Source organism: Clostridium sp. JN-9 (genome assembly GCF_004103695.1).
GTDB lineage: Bacteria > Bacillota > Clostridia > Clostridiales > Clostridiaceae > JN-9.
Genome location: NZ_CP035280.1, coordinates 127,560 through 148,014, shown reverse-complemented (window position 1 = coordinate 148,014; position 20,455 = coordinate 127,560). Strand labels below are relative to the sequence as shown.

The 20,455-nt window shown below is 32.3% G+C and carries 14 protein-coding genes and 2 pseudogenes; 3 read left to right on the top strand and 13 right to left on the bottom strand.

Translation table 11 applies throughout. The annotated features are described in order from the left end of the window. Positions 1-90 precede the first annotated feature (90 nt). From ltrA (EQM05_RS00760) to EQM05_RS00745, 4 genes and pseudogenes are all read right to left on the bottom strand, one after another. Positions 91-1,950 (bottom strand): group II intron reverse transcriptase/maturase, encoded by a 1,860-nt coding sequence (ltrA, locus tag EQM05_RS00760; protein WP_128748014.1) that lies wholly within the window; start codon positions 1,948-1,950, stop codon positions 91-93. Positions 1,951-2,788: 838 nt separating this feature from the next. Next, positions 2,789-3,283: pseudogene (nrdD, locus tag EQM05_RS00755) on the bottom strand (anaerobic ribonucleoside-triphosphate reductase); the annotation flags it as partial. A gap of 133 nt (positions 3,284-3,416) precedes the next feature. Continuing rightward, on the bottom strand, positions 3,417-5,282 hold the full coding sequence (gene ltrA / locus EQM05_RS00750; protein WP_128748012.1) for a group II intron reverse transcriptase/maturase: 1,866 nt from the start codon (positions 5,280-5,282) through the stop codon (positions 3,417-3,419). An 816-nt stretch (positions 5,283-6,098) separates the two neighbouring features. Further along, positions 6,099-6,443: pseudogene (locus EQM05_RS00745) on the bottom strand (ATP cone domain-containing protein); the annotation flags it as partial. A 280-nt stretch (positions 6,444-6,723) separates the two neighbouring features. Between EQM05_RS00745 and EQM05_RS00740 the strand changes: the two are divergent. Both EQM05_RS00740 and EQM05_RS00735 read left to right on the top strand, forming a co-directional pair. Continuing rightward, positions 6,724-7,731 carry a DUF3048 domain-containing protein gene (locus EQM05_RS00740; RefSeq protein WP_128748008.1) on the top strand — a complete coding sequence of 336 codons (1,008 nt, stop codon included), beginning with the start codon at positions 6,724-6,726 and terminating at the stop codon, positions 7,729-7,731. A 75-nt stretch (positions 7,732-7,806) separates the two neighbouring features. Continuing rightward, positions 7,807-8,349: an ECF transporter S component gene (locus tag EQM05_RS00735; RefSeq protein WP_128748006.1), complete on the top strand. Its 543-nt coding sequence runs from the start codon at positions 7,807-7,809 to the stop codon at positions 8,347-8,349. 15 nt (positions 8,350-8,364) lie between these two features. Here the strand turns inward: EQM05_RS00735 and EQM05_RS00730 are convergent, their stop codons facing one another. The 7 genes from EQM05_RS00730 to EQM05_RS00700 all read right to left on the bottom strand — a co-directional run bounded on the left by EQM05_RS00730 (position 8,365) and on the right by EQM05_RS00700 (position 17,589). Next, entirely contained in the window at positions 8,365-9,915 is a 1,551-nt protein-coding gene (locus tag EQM05_RS00730; RefSeq protein ID WP_164917151.1) for a response regulator, read from the bottom strand. After that, positions 9,908-11,659 carry a sensor histidine kinase gene (locus EQM05_RS00725; RefSeq protein WP_128748002.1) on the bottom strand — a complete coding sequence of 584 codons (1,752 nt, stop codon included), beginning with the start codon at positions 11,657-11,659 and terminating at the stop codon, positions 9,908-9,910. Before EQM05_RS00725 ends, EQM05_RS00730 begins: the two co-directional genes overlap by 8 nt. A gap of 74 nt (positions 11,660-11,733) precedes the next feature. Then, a complete protein-coding gene (locus tag EQM05_RS00720; RefSeq protein ID WP_128748000.1) occupies positions 11,734-12,429 on the bottom strand; it encodes an MgtC/SapB family protein in 696 nt (231 codons plus the stop codon). Positions 12,430-12,445: 16 nt separating this feature from the next. Next, positions 12,446-13,516 carry an ABC transporter ATP-binding protein gene (locus tag EQM05_RS00715; protein WP_243108088.1) on the bottom strand — a complete coding sequence of 357 codons (1,071 nt, stop codon included), beginning with the start codon at positions 13,514-13,516 and terminating at the stop codon, positions 12,446-12,448. Between the two features lie 5 nt (positions 13,517-13,521). Further along, on the bottom strand, positions 13,522-15,135 hold the full coding sequence (locus tag EQM05_RS00710; protein WP_243108087.1) for an iron ABC transporter permease: 1,614 nt from the start codon (positions 15,133-15,135) through the stop codon (positions 13,522-13,524). A gap of 138 nt (positions 15,136-15,273) precedes the next feature. Continuing rightward, positions 15,274-16,308, bottom strand: coding sequence for an ABC transporter substrate-binding protein (locus tag EQM05_RS00705; protein ID WP_128747994.1), 1,035 nt, complete (start codon positions 16,306-16,308; stop codon positions 15,274-15,276). 147 nt (positions 16,309-16,455) lie between these two features. Then, positions 16,456-17,589, bottom strand: a complete 1,134-nt coding sequence (locus EQM05_RS00700; RefSeq protein ID WP_128747992.1) for a GGDEF domain-containing protein — start codon at positions 17,587-17,589, stop codon at positions 16,456-16,458. Between the two features lie 170 nt (positions 17,590-17,759). On the opposite strand from EQM05_RS00700, the gene EQM05_RS00695 reads away from it, so the two are divergent. Continuing rightward, positions 17,760-17,954 (top strand): hypothetical protein, encoded by a 195-nt coding sequence (locus EQM05_RS00695; protein WP_128747990.1) that lies wholly within the window; start codon positions 17,760-17,762, stop codon positions 17,952-17,954. Positions 17,955-17,987: 33 nt separating this feature from the next. On the opposite strand, the gene clcA is transcribed toward EQM05_RS00695, so the two are convergent. Together clcA and EQM05_RS00685 are read right to left on the bottom strand one after the other, a co-directional pair. Further along, positions 17,988-19,577, bottom strand: coding sequence for a H(+)/Cl(-) exchange transporter ClcA (gene clcA, locus EQM05_RS00690; protein ID WP_128747988.1), 1,590 nt, complete (start codon positions 19,575-19,577; stop codon positions 17,988-17,990). Between the two features lie 36 nt (positions 19,578-19,613). After that, positions 19,614-20,453 carry an Mrp/NBP35 family ATP-binding protein gene (locus EQM05_RS00685; protein ID WP_128747986.1) on the bottom strand — a complete coding sequence of 280 codons (840 nt, stop codon included), beginning with the start codon at positions 20,451-20,453 and terminating at the stop codon, positions 19,614-19,616. Positions 20,454-20,455: the final 2 nt, after the last annotated feature.

Genomic DNA, 20,455 nt, shown 5'->3' with positions numbered 1-20,455 from the left:
TTGATTTTATCTCCATGTTTTCCCCCGCTCCACACCGTACGTGAGACTTTCACCTCATACGGCGCTCCATCGAATGAATTTTGTCGATAGCTAGTTTACTGTGTAAGCTTTCTCTTTAGTTATATTATAATTTCCGACTAATAAGCGCAGTTTATTTATTTTCTCAAGTTGTTCATCATTTATTGAATACTGGTTTATTATCCTTTTCTGTGTTGATCCCTTATTAGAATGTATAAGTAAGTGTATATCTTTTATTACGTATATCAGATTGTTATATTGGTCTGTGCCTTTCATAAACTTTGGCGTTTTATGGTGACAATCCATATTGCCTACCTTTAGAGGTAAACCAGTTATTGCACATTTCCCACCTTGAGCACAGTATAATGAGATTCTGTTGTCATTATATTCAACACTCATATTAATTATTGGGTTTTCCATTATGTGTTTAAGTGTTGAATTATTAATTGATATTAGACCATCATGTACAAGCTTTCTTCCTTCAACAGTGTAATTGCTAATTCTTTTGTTAAATATAGTTGGTCTTTTAAAACCTACTCCGCTTATAGGATAAAGTGCAATTCCTTTTACAAAGAATTGTTTTCTTTGCTTATAATCTCCATAATGCTTGATATATGTTGCAGAAAATTTACCTTTTCTTGTAGCACATTCTCTTCTCTTTAACCATTGATGCTTTATCTTTCGGTAAAGTCTGTGTTCTATATCATTAAAATTTCCATTGATATTTGTGGCTATGTCATAATAATTATGAACACCCATTATTAAAGAGTTAAGTTTATACATACTTTTAGGGGTATCATCATCAGCAACTTCCCTTATCTTTTTATCAATCTCTCTGATTATACGTTCCATTTGTTTATCTTGCATATTTGATTTTATAACATATCGTGTTTTCCCATTTTCTATTTTTAATTTTGCTTTAAATTTAATACCTAGAAAATCTGAATAATTATTCTTGAGGTTTACAATTTTGCTTTTATCCTTACTGATTTTTAAATCAAGCCTCTCCTTTAACCATTTTTCTGTTGCTTTCATTAGTTTCTTTGCATTTGGATAAGAGTCAGTAAATATTTTAAAGTCATCAGCGTATCTTACTATAAAGCAAGGCTTCATTTTTGTGTGATTTCTCAAAGCATTTAGTTTATTGGAGCTGTTCTTATATTCTTTTTCTGATAAAGAACCATATCCTTTTCCACTTTTTCTTTGAGTTGCTGGGAAGTCTAGCCATTGCTTAGATATCCACCAATCGAATTCATTTAGGTTGATATTCGCTAATAGTTGCGATAAGATACCACTTTGTGGCGTTCCTTTCGTTGGATAGCTTAATCCCCCTTTTTCTTCTATGGGTGTTTTTAGTATTTTGCTAATAATACTCAATACTTTCTTATCTCTTATTCCTAATGTCCATATTTGTTTAAGTAACTTTCCATGGTTTACATTATCGAAGAACCCTTCTATGTCCACATCTACAACATAGTATTGCTTTACTACATTAACATAGTTATAACATTTTCCAATTGCATGATGTGTGCTTCTGTTCGGTCTGAATCCATAACTATCGTTGTGAAATCTTGCTTCACAGATTGGTTCTAGTACTTGTAGGAATGCTTGTTGTATTATTCTATCATCTATATATGGAATTCCTAACGGTCTGAGTTCACCATTAGGTTTAGGTATATTTACCCTTCTAATTGGTTTGGGTTTATAGTCTTGTAATTTATTTCTTATGATTTCAACTACTTTATCCGAATCCTCAGCCTTTATATCCATTATAGTTTTGTTGTCTGAACCTCTTGTTCTACTTCCACGATTAGCTTTTATATTTCTATATGCAAGTAATATATTTTCTCTGCTTGTTATTACATTATATAGATTTTTGAAAACAGAGCCTTGCTTACTTTGTTCATAAAGGTTGTCAAACACAAATTGCATATTATAGTATTCATTATGCCTTAATTTCTTACGCCTTTCCTTCTTGCTTAGTCGTCATAAGTCGGCTAATCACTCCCTTCTATTTCAAAGTTTGTGATACTGCCTCTTTTAGTCTTACCAGAACCTTATGGTATTATAATATTACTACATCAACTTCACCCGACTTGAGACCTTCCCTCCACCGCTTATTATTACGGTTTCTTCAGTACTATGTCTCTACTTTCACTCAGATTAAGATAGGTTATAGTTTACCTTTCCCTATCAACATTTCATCGACAGCAAAATCTCCATGTTCTGAGTTTTCCACGTTCCCTTATTCTTTATCCGTACATATACTTTTAGGTTCCATCTATACACCTGTTCAAGAGTTTTCACCATACTACCTTTAATAGTATAAGGATTTTCATAACGCACAGTTTTACTCATCCTCCTCGAACCTCTCACTTTGGAGAGATACGCATTTCTACGCATTACACTCTAGGCATTTTATCGTCGATGGTTCGTCGATGCTTTGCTAAGGCATATCCTAACCATAAGTATTTTATGGACTTCCGACCTATAGATGGGACTACCCACCTCTGGACAGCTTTCCTACAGCATGACCTGTTAGGCCCATTCTCAGCCGACTTCACCGAGCTTCAAACATTAGGGCATTTGCTTACCTTTATCTGCTTGTCGAAGTATTAAAGGTGCGTTTCAGGGCGTTACCCCTTCATCCCACATCTAAGAATAAGAGTTCTAGTATCTTACTTGCATTGAGCCACAATATATAGAATTTATTTTTTTAATATTTATCTCTGCTTTCAGATACTGGCCTAGCTTTTAACTAAGCAACGTGTCGCACATGCATTGTGTTGAGGTTATATACTATCCCCTGCATTGCCTGCCCTATATTTTTTCTTAATTTTATTTCAACCAGTTCTTCTAACCTATTGTCGTCTATTCCAAGCTCCATTAGTTCCTTTTTTATCTCCTGTCTGGTAGGATCTACAAATGCTGCCATATCATTGTCAAAATCTGGGTGAGCCTGTCCACCAAACATATCATTTTGTGTTGATTGAAGCAGTATGCAGGATAGCTCTGCAGCTGATTCTATTCTCTTTGGCTTATTTATTGTGCCATATCCTGTATTAAAGCCTCTTTGCAGTATTTCTCCCGTAGGAATATGTAAACAATTTGTGGTCAAATTGTAGCTATCCAGATCGTGATAGTATATGTCCCCATTTTCATGGGCCTTTGCTAAATGCTTAGGCATTACAGATAAGTTATGCCATTTATTTGATTCACTTGCTATTCTAAGCAGTTTTGATGAAAAATTATTTCCAACATTTGATTGCGATAGGTATGCTGTTGAAGCTATCTCTGGCTTTTCCCCCGCGTCACACCGTACGTGAGACTTTTACCTCATACGGCGCTCCAACGTTACTAGCCTATATAGTTAATTATAATTAGTTTAATAACAGTTCTTAAAAACTTCCGATTGTTATAGGTTCCAATCCAGGAATCAGCATTCTTAGATTGTTTATTTTTTCAAGCATTTCTCCAGTTGGTTTGACAATATTTAGATAATGTTCTATAGTTGTTGTTATTGTAGCATGTATTAATTTATGCACATCTTTTGTGATAAGTATTAGATTTTGGTAATTGTCTTTTCCACCTTGGCTTCGAGGAATCTTATGATGGACTTCAATATTACCAATATCTAATCTTTTTCTTGTTATTGAGCACTTCCCTTTTTGTGCACTATATAATGATAGTCTATTGTCATTTAGTTCAACTGTTGCATTACGTATTGGGTTCTCCATTAAGTAATGGAGTATTTTCATATCGATACATTCCAATTTATCATGGATTAGTTTTCTTCCTTCCTCAGTGTAACTACAGATTTCCTGTTTAAATGCAAAAGGAGGTCTGAACTTTACACCAAGTATTGGAAATAATGCAACTCCCTTTACAAATATATGTTTGAAATTGTATTTTCCATAATAAAGAAGATATGTCCGACTTTTTACCCCCTTTTTGGTAATGTTCTTTTTGAGTCTATGCTTGAGGTACCTATTTATGAAGAAGGCTGTATCGTGTAAGTCTATGTTTACGAGTGTTGCAATTTTATAGTAGTTCTGAATTCCCAATATTGTAGAATTGTATTTATTAACCTCACTTGCATTTGGTATTTTTAACATGTATTCTACTTTTCCCCTAAGTATTTTGTTTATGTTCTCTTTGGATTTATCACTTATTCTGGATTGCACCATCCACTTCTTACGTTTCAAATGTACTTTTAATTTAAATCCTAGGAATTCAGTATAATTTTTTCTCAGATTGGTTATCTTTGACTCTTCAGGACTAATTTCCAGTCCTAATCTTTCAGCTAACCATTCTTTCACTGCTACAAACACTTTTTGTGCTGTTTTTGCGTCATTGCACATGATTTTAAAGTCATCTGCATATCTCACTATAAACATCTTTTTAAGATTGGTCTTATTCAAGGCACGATATCTTCCTCCTCTAGAGGTTAATATTTCACCATTGTTTCTAACCGACCTCATTTGGAAGTTTGTTTCCCATTGATTACTTACCCACCAGTCCAATTCATTTAAACAAATATTCGCTAACAGTGGATTAAGTATTCCTCCCTGCGGAATCCCTTTCGTGGGGATACCCTCACCTTTGATTTCTGCTTTTAACATTCTACTTATTATAGTTATTAGGTTTTTATCTTTTATGCCTAGTGTCCATATTTGTTTTAGCAATTTTCCATGATTAACATTGTCAAAGAAGCCTTTGATATCAATATCAACAGCATAATGATATCCAGAATTGTTCATCAATCCGTCAAGCCTTTTAATGGCATGATGAGTATTTCTGTTTGGTCTGAATCCATAACTGTGTGGATGAAATTTTGCTTCACAAATAGGTTCTAATACTTGTAGAATACTTTGCTGTACTATTCTATCGGAAATTGATGGAATGCCCAGTGGACGTTCCTTTCCGTTAGCTTTGGATATCATTTTTCTTCTAACAGGCATAGGTCTGTAATTCTCTAGCCTTTTCTGTATATCAGATATAAGGCTGTCTGAATCTTTTTCTCCTAAGTCAATAATATTAGCAGAGTCTGCTCCAGGTGTTTTACTTCCTTTATTTTTCTTAATATTTCTATAGGCTAGCAGAATATTATTTCTTGAACATATGATTGGCATTAAGTCCCTAAATTCTTTACCATTTTGACTTTTAAAATACAAATTGTCATAACAGTTTTGCATATCATAGTATTCATTGTGCCTGAGCCTACTTTTTGCCTTCTTTTCATCAGTTTTCCGATTCGTTACCATTAGTCAGTCCAACCCCTTAGTTTTAGGATTACACCCAAAAGCCTTCACGGTTAGCCTTCTCTTAGTCTTAACTGAACCTAATTTTACTAATTGTTTAACTTCTTATTACTAATAACGTCTAGTGGCTATCCCTCCACTCCTTATTATCAGAGTTTCATAGGTACTGTGCCACTGCTCTCCTCCACATTAAAGGAAAGTTATAACACTAAGTTTTTCCTTTCCAACACTTCAAAGGTTTGTAGTCCTCCATGTTAGTGGGCTTTCCAAGTTCCTCTTGCGTGTATCTTTTCATAATTTCCTTAGGTGCTTCCTCTGAGCCTGCTAGCTTGATACCGCCTGTAACGATATAAGGTATTTCATAACAATGAATCTTACTTTACCTCACTAGCCACAATCTTAGTTGTGACATACATTTCTGTATGCTCCGAGTATAGACCCGTACATTCGGAAGTTTGTCAGTTTGCTCTGTATCACAAACAATTCTCACCATAGAAATTTTATAGACGCCATAGGTATCACAGACACAACTCACCTCTGAGCCGTTTTCGAGTATGGGCACTTTTTCTTTAATTCATACAATATCATTGTTAATTTTGATACTAAAGTTCAAGTGTTCCCATCTTTCGGTCTGCTGTCCCCAACTCTTCACCTTGCTATTCACAGCCATTTGCTACATCAAATAAGCCGCTGTAAGGAGTATTAGCGGTGCGTTTCAGGGCGTTACTCCATCATTCCACATCTCCTTGCAAGAAGTTTGACTCAAAATTTTCTTTCGAGTCAACTGCTATTTCTGTTCTAACAGTAACTTGTCACACCATTATCCCTGTCTGTTTCCACACCAATTTTTTCGATGGCACTCATTAATTCAGATTTTATTTCTCTTATTTTTGTTCTTTCTTTTCTGTAGTTTGAATAAGCTAAGCCTACTTCCATGAATTGATTTTCTAAAAGTACTTTTTCAACCATATTTTGAATTTCTTCAACAGATATTTTCTCTGTATTAATATCCTCAATATTTTCTATAACTCTTTGTGTCAGTTGAAAAATTTCACTTTCCTTGAGTTCATAACCAATTTCAATTGATGCCTTTTTAATGGCATTTGTTATTTTTATTGAGTTGAATTCAGTTAATCTGCCATCTCTTTTTACTACATGTAGCATACGCTCTCCTCCTAAAATACTATATATTGTATGAACAATAGATATTATACTATGGGGTAAATTTTTGAGCAATTTTTAAAAATGCCTTGTAGTCATTTTATCTGAGGTTATTATAGTATACCTATTTTTTCCCCAAATTATTAAATACAATTCAAATTTGTGTTTATTATTTTTCTCCCTTATGCAATTTTAAATAGCAGATTAATTTGAAATTTATATGATATTTTCATTACATTACAAATAATATATATTATTATATAAATAAGGCAGGTGTAATATTTTGAAATATAAGAAATTAATTGTTTGTGGAATTTTAAGCATTGTGAGCTTAATTACAATATTCGGATGTACCGGTAAAAATACAAAAGATTCAGCAGCTGTATTTAAAAATAATACTGCTCCGGAAAAATACATATCAAAATATACAGGTGATGAAATATCAAAAGAATCATTTAACAGAGCACCATTTATGGCTATAATAGAAAATTCAAAGGATGCCAGGCCGCAGTCAGGCTTAATAAATGCTGATATAGTTTTTGAAACCATGGCAGAGGGTGGTATTCCAAGATTTATTGCTCTTTATCAAGAGGAAACCAGCAATAAAATCGGCCCCATTAGAAGTGCACGCCCTTATTTTATCGATATAGCTAAAGAATACAATGTTCCTTTTGCACACTGCGGCGGCAGTGAGGAAGCCCTGATAAGTATAAAGAATCAAAATTTAATGAGTTTAAATGAAATGTCCCATGGGAAGTCTTATTGGAGAGATACTTCAAGAAAAGCACCACACAATTTATATACTTCCTCAGATAATATAGAAAATCTTTTAAAGCAGGAAAACTTCAATAATAAGCCATGCTCAGATTTACAATTTAATAATAATTACTGGAACAACAGCAGTTTACTATCTGCTAATAAAATCAATCTGAAGTTAAATAAATATTATTCTACATCATATTCTTTGAACAATTCTAAATATGATAAGTCTATGGATTCAGAACTTATGGTTGATAAAGACAGCTCTAAAGCTGTTTCAGTTAATAATATTGTAATACAGGTAACAAAAATAAAACTGCAGTCTGATGGGCAGCATCTGCAGATTGATTTAACTGGTGAAGGAGATGCCTATGTTATAAGTAATGGAAAATATATAAAGGGAAAGTGGTATAAAAAAGATAACTCTTCTCCTACCATATTAAAAGATACCAGTGGAAATGTAATTCCACTGCATACAGGAAAGACCTGGTGGCATATATTGGACAATAACTGTGTTATTGATATAGAATGACTTTTACATTGAAATTCATAAGTGATAAAATAATAAATGCAATAATAATTAAATAAATCGATTGGAGATGTATACATGGATAAAAACTTGAATAAGCTGATCAGAACTTCTCTGTTTTTGGCATTGGCCATAGTTATACAGATAATGGGAAAGAACTTCCCAGAGATTAATCAGTTTTTAGTAGGCCCGGTAATTAACGCTATTTTAATTTTAACTGCATTTATGTGCGGCACAGCATGGGGTGTGTCATTAGGAGTACTTACACCTGTATTAGCCTGGCTCACAGGGCAGCTGGCAGCACCGCTGGCACCATTTATACCATTTATTATGATTGGTAACGCTATTTTTGTAATCTTCTATGGATCATTAAGGAATTATAAATCCTATGGAAAATATATTGGTATTGCTTCTGGTGCATTTTTCAAATACTTATTTTTAAGTCTTTCAGCCTCAAAATTAGTGAATGTTTTTAAGTTAGCAATACCTAAAAAAATTGCTGATAAGCTTGTAGTTGTAATGGGCACACCTCAGCTTATAACTGCTTTGATTGGCGGCTTTTTAGCAGTTTTATTAATTGAAATATTAAAAAAGAGAAATGTTCATAGTATAGAAAATTAGGTGATTTTAAATCACCTAATTTTTTATTTGTCTCCATTTACTTGGAGTATATCCTGTTTGTTTTTTGAATATGTGAGTAAAATATCTGTAATCAGAATATCCTACTTTTTTAGCAATATCAGTAACCTTTATGTTTGGATCTTTCATGTACTCCATAGCCTTTTCCACCCTAAGCTTAGTTATGTACTCAACAAAATTTATTCCAAGCAGTTTTTTTATACCTCTGCTCAAATAACTTTCACTTAAATAAACACTATTTGCAACATCCTTTAATGATATGTCTTCATAGTAATGTAATTTTACATACTCCACTGCATCTTTAATGCCGTTTTCTGCAGCTAAAACATTAATTTCCTTTACTGAATTTAAGGCTACTGAGATTATGCCCTTAACAAGGTTATATATTTCATTAATAGTATTTAATTTTGCAACAGATTCATAAACATTAAAGTTTTCGCCTGCTATCATTTCAAGATCCATACTATAACCGCTTATAATATGTGCAGCATTTAAAATTACCTCAATTGTAAACTGCTTAACATCGTTTTCAAGAATCTTATTTTTGCTTAATACATCAAAATATATATATTTTAGCTGCTTATCTATATTAGGCATATCAAGTGCCTGCATTTTTGAGAAAAGATTCTTTTTTTCAATTGACAGCAGTTTTTTTATATCCCCATTGGCTGCTGCAGTATCATTATATAATATAATACTTCCCTTCCCCATATACAATTTATTCCGTTCAGAAACCTGTGCTTCCAAAAAAGCTGAATATGCTTTGCCAATACTTTTGCAGCTGGATATGCCAATTGTTGTACACAAGCCCTGTTCCTTTAATAATTTTTCCTGAATCATTTTTAATTGGTTTACATCTAAATCAAAATCCCCATTATATAAAATAATTATTTCCTTATCTTCAATATCAGTAATAAAAACTATATGATTCAAGTTTTCCTTAAATATCTTTCTTATGCAGATATTTGTATGATATAATTTTTTTATTTCTTTTTTTTCAGTTAATGATTCATATTGTTCATTTGCCACCAATATAACATAAACTTTATCACATGTTATGCCATACTTATTGGCATTATTTAATATTATATTTTCATCTGTTATCTTACCCTTAAAAATACTTAAAATGAACTTTTCTTTTTTCTCAAAGAGCTCTTTCTTTACTATATTAATATTTTCAACTGCCTTCACTATAGCTGAAATAAGTTCCTTCTCCTCAATTGGTTTTAAAATAAAGTCAACAGCATTAAGCTTGATAGCACTTCTGGCATATTCAAATTCATCGTACCCAGTAATAACAATATATTTTGTATAGGGAAGAAACTTTTGTATCTCATGTATCATTTTTAATCCATCTATAATTGGCATTTTTATATCTGTAATTACTATGTCCGGACACAGCTTCTTTGCATTATCTATGCCCTCCTGCCCATTGCAGGCCTCGCCGCATATTTCACATCCATATTGTTCCCACTTTATTGTTTTCTTCATTCCCTCTCTGGCTAAATACTCATCATCAACGATCATTACACTTATTGGTTTATTCATATTTATCACCCGTTTCAAGAATACTATCATTACATGGTATAACTAATTTTGATATGGTCATTTTATTTTCACTAAAGACTTTAGCTCCATATTCATCACCATATTGAAGTTTTATCCTGTCATTAACATTTTGTATTCCAATGCCTTCCCCTTTTGAATTGGAATTTGTAAGTCCCACTCCATTATCAATAATTTCAAAGCACATATCATTTTGGTTTAAAATATATCCCTTAATTATAAGGATTCCACCACTGCTCTTAGGTTCTAAGCCATGTATAATTGCATTTTCTACTAATGGCTGTAATAAAAGCCTTGGCATATGTTTTTCAAGCATTAGATTGTTTACATCAAAACTAACCTTAAATCTGTCCCCATATCTCACCTTTTGGATAGTAAGATAATTCTTTATCTGCTCAATTTCCTCATTTACAGTAACTATATCTCCCCTTTTGCTTATACAATATCTTAGAAACTTTCCAAGAGTTGTAACCATTTTGGATACTCCCTTGGCATCTCCAAGTTTTGCCATCCAGTTTATTGATTCTAATGTATTATATAAAAAATGCGGGTTTACCTGAGCCTTTAATGCTTTAAGTTCAGATTCTTTTAGCAGGTACTGCTTTTTATATACTTCCTCTATTAATCTATTTATTTCTTTAATCATTTTATTAAAATTGTATCCTAATTTTCCAATTTCATCATCATATTCTGAATCAAAGTTTACATTCATATTTCCATTTTCCACTTCATTCATTAACCTGGAAAGTTTATTTATAGGTTTTGAAATACTATTTGATAATAAGAAACTTGCAGCAATTGCTATTATACCAAGTATAATTACGGATAAAATCACCATTCCTATAATTAAAGTTCTATCTTTAAATAACACCTGAGTAGGAACAACTTCAATTATTTTAATCTCGGTATTTTTACATGTAGTAAAATATGCCATATAATTATTCCCTTTTATCTTACAGTTAAATGTACCCGAATCTTTCCCTAAAACAGTGCTTAAATATTCATCATAGAATTTGAATCCAGTTCTATCTTTATATAGTTTGTCTGTTATAATAGTACCATCCTTATTCAATACATATATATTATTTTCTTTATACACATTTGCCTGATTAAATATATCATCAAAATATTCATCATATATATCTAATACAGCATATCCAAGTTTTTTATTATCACTAATGTTTTTAATTTGAGTTCCTATGGCAAGCACTACATCTTTTCTTAACTTTCCATCTACTCTTCTATTGATGAAAAAGTAATTTTTTTGTTCAGATTTATCAATTTCCTTAAAGATTTCATTATTTATATCAAAGTATATGGGCGCAAAATACTCTGCAGTGCTAAATCTTATGTATTTATTATTTATTCCTGAAATATAAATAGGAATATCCATCTTCTGAGTTGCCAGCAATGTATTAGTAATCTTATATATCTTTTGTGAATCATCAAACCTTTCATCATAATTTTTAAACTCTGTTTTATTTAATACATTTATAACGTCTTCATTTGTAGATACATATGTAATTATGCTTTGAAAATTATCTAAAGAATAGTCTAATAGCTTAGCCATTACATCTATGTTATCCATTAATGAATTATTAATCTTTTTATTTATGATACGTGAAGTATTATAATATGAAAAAATGCCCATTAAAAACAGCGGGATTATTCCAACTATTACAAAAACCCCAAACAGCTCCTTTTTAAATGATTTTATTTTAATCATAATCTAATCCTCACTCAGAATTTATAACACAATTATATCATAATAAGCCCAGTTATTATTTACCGGGCTTATTATCATACAATATTAACCTTAATTATCTGACTTTTTTCTCCTAAATCCTTTAAAATATCATTTAATTTAATGTATCTTGGTACCAGTAAAGTATACATACTTTTATACCCCTGGCTTACATCATCTTCCATGCTGAATTCTATATTTTTTACTTTAATATTCTTTTCTTCAAAGTAATCCGTTACCATATGCACAGTTTCTTTTTTCTCTAGATAAGTAATTTCCAGCTTAACAGTATTCATTTTGTCTAAAAATCTTGTTTCAAACTTTTTTAAAGTTACAAGGCTGATTACTACAGCTATGGTTGAAAATATTACTAAACTATAATAACCTAATCCTATTGCAAGCCCAATACATGCTACCACCCATAAACTTGCAGCTGTTGTTAGCCCCTTCACAGAGCCCTTATCCTGTATTATTGTACCTGCTCCCAAAAATCCAATGCCGCTTATTACCTGTGCTCCCAGCCTTCCTACATCAGCTTTAAATGATGGTGCTAAATCTGGATGAGCTATAATAATCTGCTCGATATTTTGTATATCATAAAGCTGTATCATGGATATTACACATGCACCCAGGCATACTAATATATGGGTTCTGAATCCTGCCGGCATGTTTTTGTATTCTCTCTCATAACCAATAGCCCCGCCAACAAATATAGCTGTTATTAACCTTAATATTACCTCACATGTTTTCATTTATTCTCCCTATAAACTATAATATATGAGTATTCTCCTGGTTGAAGCCTATAGTAACCTCATCACCTTCTTTAAATACTTCCTTGCCCTGGGGATTATTATCCTGAATCTTTATTTTATTTTCCCCAACTCTTACTAAATAATCCTGATAAGAACCCATAAATGTTGACAACTCAACTACACCCTTAAGAAGCTGATCCCGTCCTATTTTTACAGCTTCTGGTCTTAATACCAGTTTACAAATATCTCCTCTTTTCTTTTCAGCATTGCTTTTAACTTTTATTATTTTCCCGCTGATATTTATATTAAATTCTCCATTATCACTTACATCTAAAACTTCAGCATCTATAAAATTAGCAGTGCCTATAAAATCTGCTACAAATTCAGTTTTAGGAGTATAATATACTTCTTTAGGTGTTCCAATTTGTTCAATTTTACCTTTGTTCATAATTATTATTCTATCAGATAAGCTCATTGCCTCCGATTGATCATGTGTAACATATACAGCAGTTATACCAACTTTCTTTTGAATCTTTCTTATTTCAGTTCTCATGTATACTCTTAATTTTGCATCTAAATTTGACAGCGGCTCATCAAAAAGCAAAACACCTGGTTCCATTACTAAAGCCCTTGCCAATGCTACTCTTTGCTGCTGACCTCCAGACAGCTGATTTGGATATCTGTTTCCAAGATCAGTTAATCCAACCAATTCTAATATATTATTTACTCTTTTTCTTATGTCATCCTTTGGAAGCTTTTTTAATTTTAATCCATAAGCAACATTGTCAAATATATTATAATGAGGAAATAGTGCATAACTTTGAAATACCATAGATGTATCTCTTTTATCTGGAGGAAGGTCATTTATTCTATCTCCTCCAAGATATATTTCCCCTTCTGAAGGTATCTCAAAACCTGCTATCATCCTTAATGTAGTTGTTTTCCCACAGCCAGATGGACCAAGAAGAGTAACAAACTCTCCTGGATGAATATCTAAAGTTATGTTATCCACAGCTTTAAACACCTTATCATTTGTTCCTATATATACTTTTGTCAGATTTTTTAAATTTACACCTTTACTTTCCATAACCATTATTCCTCCTCACTTATGCCCATTTTTCTTAATGCAAAATTCATAATAAAGACTGCAATATATACTATTACAATAAGTATTGTAGAAAATGCAGCTGCTACTCCAAATCTTCCGGCATCCACCTGTGCCATTATTTCTACAGTCAGCATGTTATGCTTTGCTGATACTAAGAAAATTACAGCGCTGACAGCTGTCATACTTCTAACAAATGTATACACTAAGCCGCTAAAGAAAGCAGGCTTAATTAAAGGCAGTGTTATAGAAGTAAATACTTTTCCTGTGTCTGCTCCCAGATCTGATGCAGCTTCCTCAATACTTGGATCTATTTGCTGCAGTGCTGCCACCCCGGATCTTACACCAACTGGCAGGCTTCTCATTATAAATGAAATTATTATTATAGCTGCTGTGCCTGTGAGTAAAATCGGCTTTTGGTTGTAAGCAAGTACATATCCTATACCTATAACAGTACCTGGTACTGCCATTGCAAGCAATGAGGTAAATTCCACAAAACTTCTGCCATAAAATTTTTTTCTTACAATAAGAAAAGCAATAATCATAGCTAAAACTCCAGTTATGGGAGTTGCTATAGCTGCAAGCAGTGTAGTGTCACTTAAAGCACTGGTACCTAATCTGAATACATATTTAAAATTATCCAAAGTCAGTGAATAATTTACTCCCCATATTTTAAATAAGGCTCCAATAGGTATTAATATATAAAATAGCATTACAATTCCAGTTATCAAAAGACAAAATATATCAATTGGTAAAACAATATTTTTTTCATTAATTAATTCTCTTTCTCTTGATGCTTTACCTGTAACTGTAATATAGGATTTCTTTTCTATCCAGTACTTTTCTAACACAAACAGTAATATTGTAAGCAAAAGAAGAAGAACTGCTATAGTGGCACCGCCCTGCATATCATAATTTCCTATAGCCTGCAGATATATCTGCGTAGCTAATGTGGAGAAGTTCCCTCCTATAACCATAGGGTTAGCAAAGTCTGCCACAGTCTCTATAAAAGTAAGTAGAAATGCATTTGCTATTCCAGGTGCCATTAATGGTAATGTAATTGTAGTGAATGTCTTCCACCTGGAGGCACCCATGTTCCTGCCAGCTTCCTCCAATGCAGGATCTATATGCTTAAGAAGTCCAGTTAACAGTAAATATGCAACTGGAAAAAATGTCATGGTTTGAACCACAATAAGTCCTTTTAATCCATAAATATTTGAATTTTGAATATGAAGCAGCTGTTTTGATATTATTCCCTTTTGACCAAACAGCATAATTGCTGATAAAGCCAATACAAAAGGTGGTGATATAATAGGTAAAATTGATACTATGTTAAATAATTTTTTAAAATTAGTTTTAATGTATGAATCCGCATAGGCGAAAATAAATCCAATAAGAGTAGATAAACCACCCACTATAAATCCCAAAAGCAAAGTATTTCTGAGTGTATTTTGAAAGTCAATATTTTGTAATGTGGACTTATATGAACTTAATGTAATTCCATGTTCAGAAATAAAACTTTCCTTTAATATTGAAAATAAGGGATACAAAATAAATATTAAAAGGGTTAAAATCACAAAAACTATAGTAATTAAAAGCATGGGATCCCGCCAAATCTTTTTCATATTGGTTGAGTCATTTTTCAATTTATCTCGAAACTTTTTTAATGCCATTAGCTTCACCTTTCTTTTTATATTTATAAAATTCACCGTCCTAAAGTAAAGACGGTGAATTTAATTTTATTTATTGGTAACTTTATGCCATTCATCTACCAATCTAGCTCTATTTTTACCTGCAAACTGCATATCGTAATTTATTAATTTAGTACTCTTTAATTGATCTGCTTCCTTAGGCGGCACAGCATTTGTATTTGTTAAGAATTGATATGAGCCATACTTTTGTCCTAATTCCTGAGCATTTTTTGTTAAGCACCAGTCAATAAACTTTTTCCCGGCTTCCTGGTCTGGAGCGCCTTTTATTAATCCAACTGCACCTATTTCATATCCGGTTCCCTCCGATGGAGCTGACAATACAATGTCTGTGTATCCTTCCTTTTGATATTTTATTCCATCATGCAGGAAACAGATACCAACCATAGTTTCTCCCATTCCTGCCATTTGTGCAGGAGCAGATCCTGTCTTAGGATATTGTTTTACCTGTGCATCCAGTTTCTTCAGATAATCCATAGCTTCCTTCTCGCCCTTTAGCTGAACTAAAGTTGCAAGCATAGTGTATGCAGTACCTGATGATCCAGGGTTAGCTACAACAATTTGTCCTTTAAATTCAGGTTTTAATAAATCATCCCATGATTTTGGAGCTTCTACTCCTTTTTCCTGCAATAATTTTTTATTGCATACGAATCCTAAATATCCATTATATATTCCTGTCCAGTACCCATCTTTGTCCTTAAATTTATCTGGTATATCCTTAGCTGATGGTGAAACATATTTATCTAATAGTCCCTCCTGCATACCAGCTATAAAAGTATCTGCTGGTCCGCCATACCATACAGATGCTTTAGTATTTGACTTCTCGGCTTTTATCCTTGTAAGAATTTCTCCGCCGGACATTCTTACTATGCTGGTCTTTACACCTGTTTCCTTTTCAAATTCTTTTGCTACAGCATTTGCATGATCCTCCATTAATCCTGCATATATAGTTAGACTCAATTGTTTTTTGCTGGTATCTCCTGTTGATTTACTTCCACAGCCAGTGAATAGACTTGCTGTCATCATAGCAGTTAATGCTACTGCCAATACCTTTTTCTTATTCATTTGAATCCCCCTAAAACTTTATTTTTGTTTACGTTTACATTATAAAACATTTATTATGTTAGTGTTAAAATATGAACAATATATAACACATTTAAGTAAAAAAAACATACATATAATAAAAAAGGTACAAAGTTTTATACCTTGTACCTATAATTCAATTACATCTTTATATTGTTTTACTTTTTCTTTTTTCACTTTATTTTTATATTTATACATCTTTTTATCTGCATCATCAAGTATTTCTTCCACTGAAAGCATATTATCCTTGTCCAGATAATATATGCCATAGCTGAAGCATAACCGTATTGAGCCTATATTATTACCTATAAGATGCTGCCTTATATCCTCCATCTTTTCCTCAGCTTTTTCTTTGCTGATATTTCTAAGCAGTAATGCAAATTCATCTCCGGATAATCTTCCGTATATATCTGTATTTCTAATATTCTGCTTAAGAATAGTTGAAAATATTCTTAAAGCTGTATCTCCGGCACTATGCCCATAAGTGTCATTAATGCGTTTAAAATTATCGATGTCCATTGATACTATAACGCAGCTTTGTCCTGTTATTTTAATATTTTCAATTTCCCTTTCAAAAAGCTGTTTTACATATCTTCTATTAAATACACCAGTTAATTCATCCACGTTAGCAAAGTATCTTAAGCTGCTTTGAATGGATGATGTCTTTAATGCCAGCTGAAGCTCATTTTTAATATAATTCATTATATAAATATCTTCCTTATCAAATCCTTTGCTTTCGTTTATGCCATCCACATTTATAATTCCAACAAACTTTTTATCAACATAAATTGGAGAACTTATTATACATTTTATATCCAAAGCTTCATATTTTTTTAATGTATCTATTTTACTTTTCTCTACTATTTTTTCATCCAGTTTCCTTGGATCATTAATCAGCACTGTCTTAGTAAAATTATTAATTTTATATGAAAATATTTCTTCTTTTTTCAAAGTAAGATTTTTAATTTTTTCAGAATAGCCAATTAATGCTTTATAATGAAATAATCCATCTTCTTCTAATGTAAGAATGCTCCCTTTAGAAGCACCTGGGATTAATTCAATGGCTGTTTCTAATAATATATTATACACATTTTCTTTGTCATGCATATCCAATGCATTGATTTTATCAGATAAAACATACATTTTTTCCTTTATGGTTTTTAAAGTAACTATTTTATTCCTCATTTTTAAAATTAAAAATGTCTCATAAGATAATATTAATACAAGTAAAATGATTAAAATAATAGCCCCCCATTTTAACACTGTTATCCCCCCCGTAGATCATCTCTTGTACAATAAAAGTCTACAATATGATTATAATTCCTTAAGTAAATGTTTACAATACGTTTTACGATTTTTTTGGATTAATATGTATATTTTTATAATATCCGTAAACAATAAGAATACTAATTATATATTGAGGGAGACAAAAAATGATTGGAAGAATAATTGAAATAAATTCTGCAGAAGCTTATGTAAGTTTTGATGACGGCACAACAAAAAATATACCTTTATGCTGTCTGCCATCTGGTATTCAGCAAGGATCTTCAGTAAATGTTCATCCTTCTCATGAAGATGTAAACAAACATACCCTTTCAAACAGCCATTTAAATAACAACATATTTTAAAAAAACGTGTCATAACACTGACACGTTTTTATATTATTTATTTATACTGCTGCAATGACCATATTCTAAAAGCTTATTCCTTATATCTATTGATTTATCTTCATCAACAAGAACCGTTAAATAATCTCCTGCATAAATTGATGTATTTCCCTTTGGAATAATTTCCTTTACCCCTCTTTTGATTCCAACTAATAGACATGACTTTGGCCATTTAATCTCTTTAATCTTTTTGTCCTCTAATATACTGCCCATGGAAACAGGAATTTCTAAGATTACTTTCCTTGTATTTTCCTCTTTTGAAGAATCTTTTTGTTTATTTATCAATATCCTGTCTAATAAAGCCTCATAAACAGGCTTGGATCCCATAGCATCAGCCACAATATAAGCCACTATAGAAACTATAGTAAGTGATAGAAGATGGCTGAAGGATCCTGTCATTTCTGTAATTAAGATACTCCCGGTAATAGGTGATCTTACAATAGCTGTAAAATATCCAGCCATACCTAATATAATAAAATTATTAATATATACTGAATTCATATGAAATATTAAAACTGCCCCATTGCCAAATATACAGCCTATTAATGCCCCTATTGCTAATAAAGGTAAAAATATTCCACCTGGAGCACCTGAGCCATAGCTAATCATAGTAAATACAAACTTAACAATAACCAATACAATTAAAGTTCCTATTGTAAAATTACTATTAATAAGAGATAAAATCAGTTCATTCCCGCCACCAAGTACCTGTGGCATAACAAGGGCTAATATTCCTGCAAGTACAAATGGTATTATGGGTTTTGTTTCTGTCTTAAGCCATGTTGCAGAATCATAAATCTTTAAGCTCTTTAACAATGAAACATTAAAAACCACGCCCAGCACACCAAGAATAACTCCAAGCATAATAAGGTAAAAATAATTGTTAAGTGCCAAGGGGCTTAATTTATGAAAATCAAATATGGGATTAAGCCCGAAAAATTCTTTAGATACAAAATCTGCAGTTAAAGCAGATGACATTGCAGATAAAAGTACTAATGGTGAAAAATTTTTATGTATCTCTTCCAGTGAAAAAATCACGCCAGCTAAAGGAGCATTAAATGCCGATGATAATCCTGCACTGGCACCGCTGGTTATAAGAAACTTCTCCTCCACACTTGCCCTTTTAAAGATTCTGCTGAATCCCTGTCCTACTGCTGCTCCTATTTGTATGGATGGGCCTTCTCTTCCCAGTGAAAGTCCCGCACCAAGTGATATTATTCCTCCAATAAATTTGCTTATGATTACTGATAACCAATTCATATTAAGGTGTCTTAAGAGGACTCCCTCTGTTTGAGGAATACCACTTCCACTTATCATTGGTTCCCTTTTCACTAATGTTCCAACAATATAGGCAAGTATAATCAATACTATGATCCATGCTGCTATATACCAATAATTATACCTTTGAATCCTATAAAGTCTTTTTGCAAATTCACCTAATTTTTCAATAGATAACCTGTATAAAACAATAATGAATCCTGTTAAAGCCCCTATACATATTCCCTCTAAAACAAGATCTAACTTCAGATTCTGCCACTTGTTTAATGTATTATATATGCTGTTTTCACTATTCTCATCATTCAAATTTATCTCTTCCCTGCAATTTATAATAATATTACTTTATTTTTTGTATATGAAATCGGAGAATAAATCTGAATATTTTTCACTATTTGCTATATAGTCTTCACAATTGCCATTTTCCAGGTTTTCAACTAAATCCAAATCTATGGGAAGCTCCTCTAGCAGAGGTATCCCCAGGTATGCTGCCTGTTCCTTGGCGCTTTTTTTACTAAATACCCTCATCTTTTCACCGCAATTGCCGCACTGTACATAAGACATATTTTCAACTACACCGGCTATTTTTACATTCATTTTTTCTGCCATAATTACAACCTTTTTAACTATCATGGATACCATATCCTGAGGCGTTGAAACAACTATCATGCTTTCAACAGGAATACTCTGCATTATAGTCAATGCTATATCGCCTGTTCCTGGCGGCATATCAATAATCAAATAATCCAGTTCATCCCAAACAGTATCAGTATACATCTGAGTTAAAACACCTGTAATAACAGGACCTCTCCAGATAACAGGCTGCTCTTCCTCTTCTGTTAGCAGATTTAAGGATATTATTTTAATGCCTAATTCAGTTTCAACCGGCATGAATTTTACCTGCTCATTATCTATAGGTATCATTTCAGCTCTCTTCTTATTTATATTAAAAATCCTTGGAATAGAAGGGCCTGTAATGTCACCATCCAATATACCAACTGAATATCCTGCTTTTTTTAATTTTACTGCTAACATAGCTGATACAGTTGATTTACCTACTCCTCCCTTTCCACTGATTACACCAAGAATGTGTTTTACTTTTCCATACCTTGGTATTATCTTGGAACAGTTCTGCTCTTTGTTATTACAACTTCCTTTACTTGCGCAGTTATCACACTTGCTCATGT

Excerpts from the sequence above, each read along its gene's own strand:
- ltrA (WP_128748014.1), bottom strand. The coding sequence starts at position 1,950 with ATGCAATTTGTGTTTGACAACCTTTATGAACAAAGTAAGCAAGGCTCT.
- ltrA (WP_128748012.1), bottom strand. The coding sequence starts at position 5,282 with ATGGTAACGAATCGGAAAACTGATGAAAAGAAGGCAAAAAGTAGGCTC.
- EQM05_RS00735 (WP_128748006.1), top strand. The coding sequence starts at position 7,807 with ATGGATAAAAACTTGAATAAGCTGATCAGAACTTCTCTGTTTTTGGCA.
- EQM05_RS00730 (WP_164917151.1), bottom strand. The coding sequence starts at position 9,915 with ATGAATAAACCAATAAGTGTAATGATCGTTGATGATGAGTATTTAGCC.
- EQM05_RS00725 (WP_128748002.1), bottom strand. The coding sequence starts at position 11,659 with ATGATTAAAATAAAATCATTTAAAAAGGAGCTGTTTGGGGTTTTTGTA.
- EQM05_RS00720 (WP_128748000.1), bottom strand. The coding sequence starts at position 12,429 with ATGAAAACATGTGAGGTAATATTAAGGTTAATAACAGCTATATTTGTT.
- EQM05_RS00715 (WP_243108088.1), bottom strand. The coding sequence starts at position 13,516 with ATGGAAAGTAAAGGTGTAAATTTAAAAAATCTGACAAAAGTATATATA.
- EQM05_RS00710 (WP_243108087.1), bottom strand. The coding sequence starts at position 15,135 with ATGCTTTTAATTACTATAGTTTTTGTGATTTTAACCCTTTTAATATTT.
- EQM05_RS00705 (WP_128747994.1), bottom strand. The coding sequence starts at position 16,308 with ATGAATAAGAAAAAGGTATTGGCAGTAGCATTAACTGCTATGATGACA.
- EQM05_RS00695 (WP_128747990.1), top strand. The coding sequence starts at position 17,760 with ATGATTGGAAGAATAATTGAAATAAATTCTGCAGAAGCTTATGTAAGT.
- EQM05_RS00685 (WP_128747986.1), bottom strand. The coding sequence starts at position 20,453 with ATGAGCAAGTGTGATAACTGCGCAAGTAAAGGAAGTTGTAATAACAAA.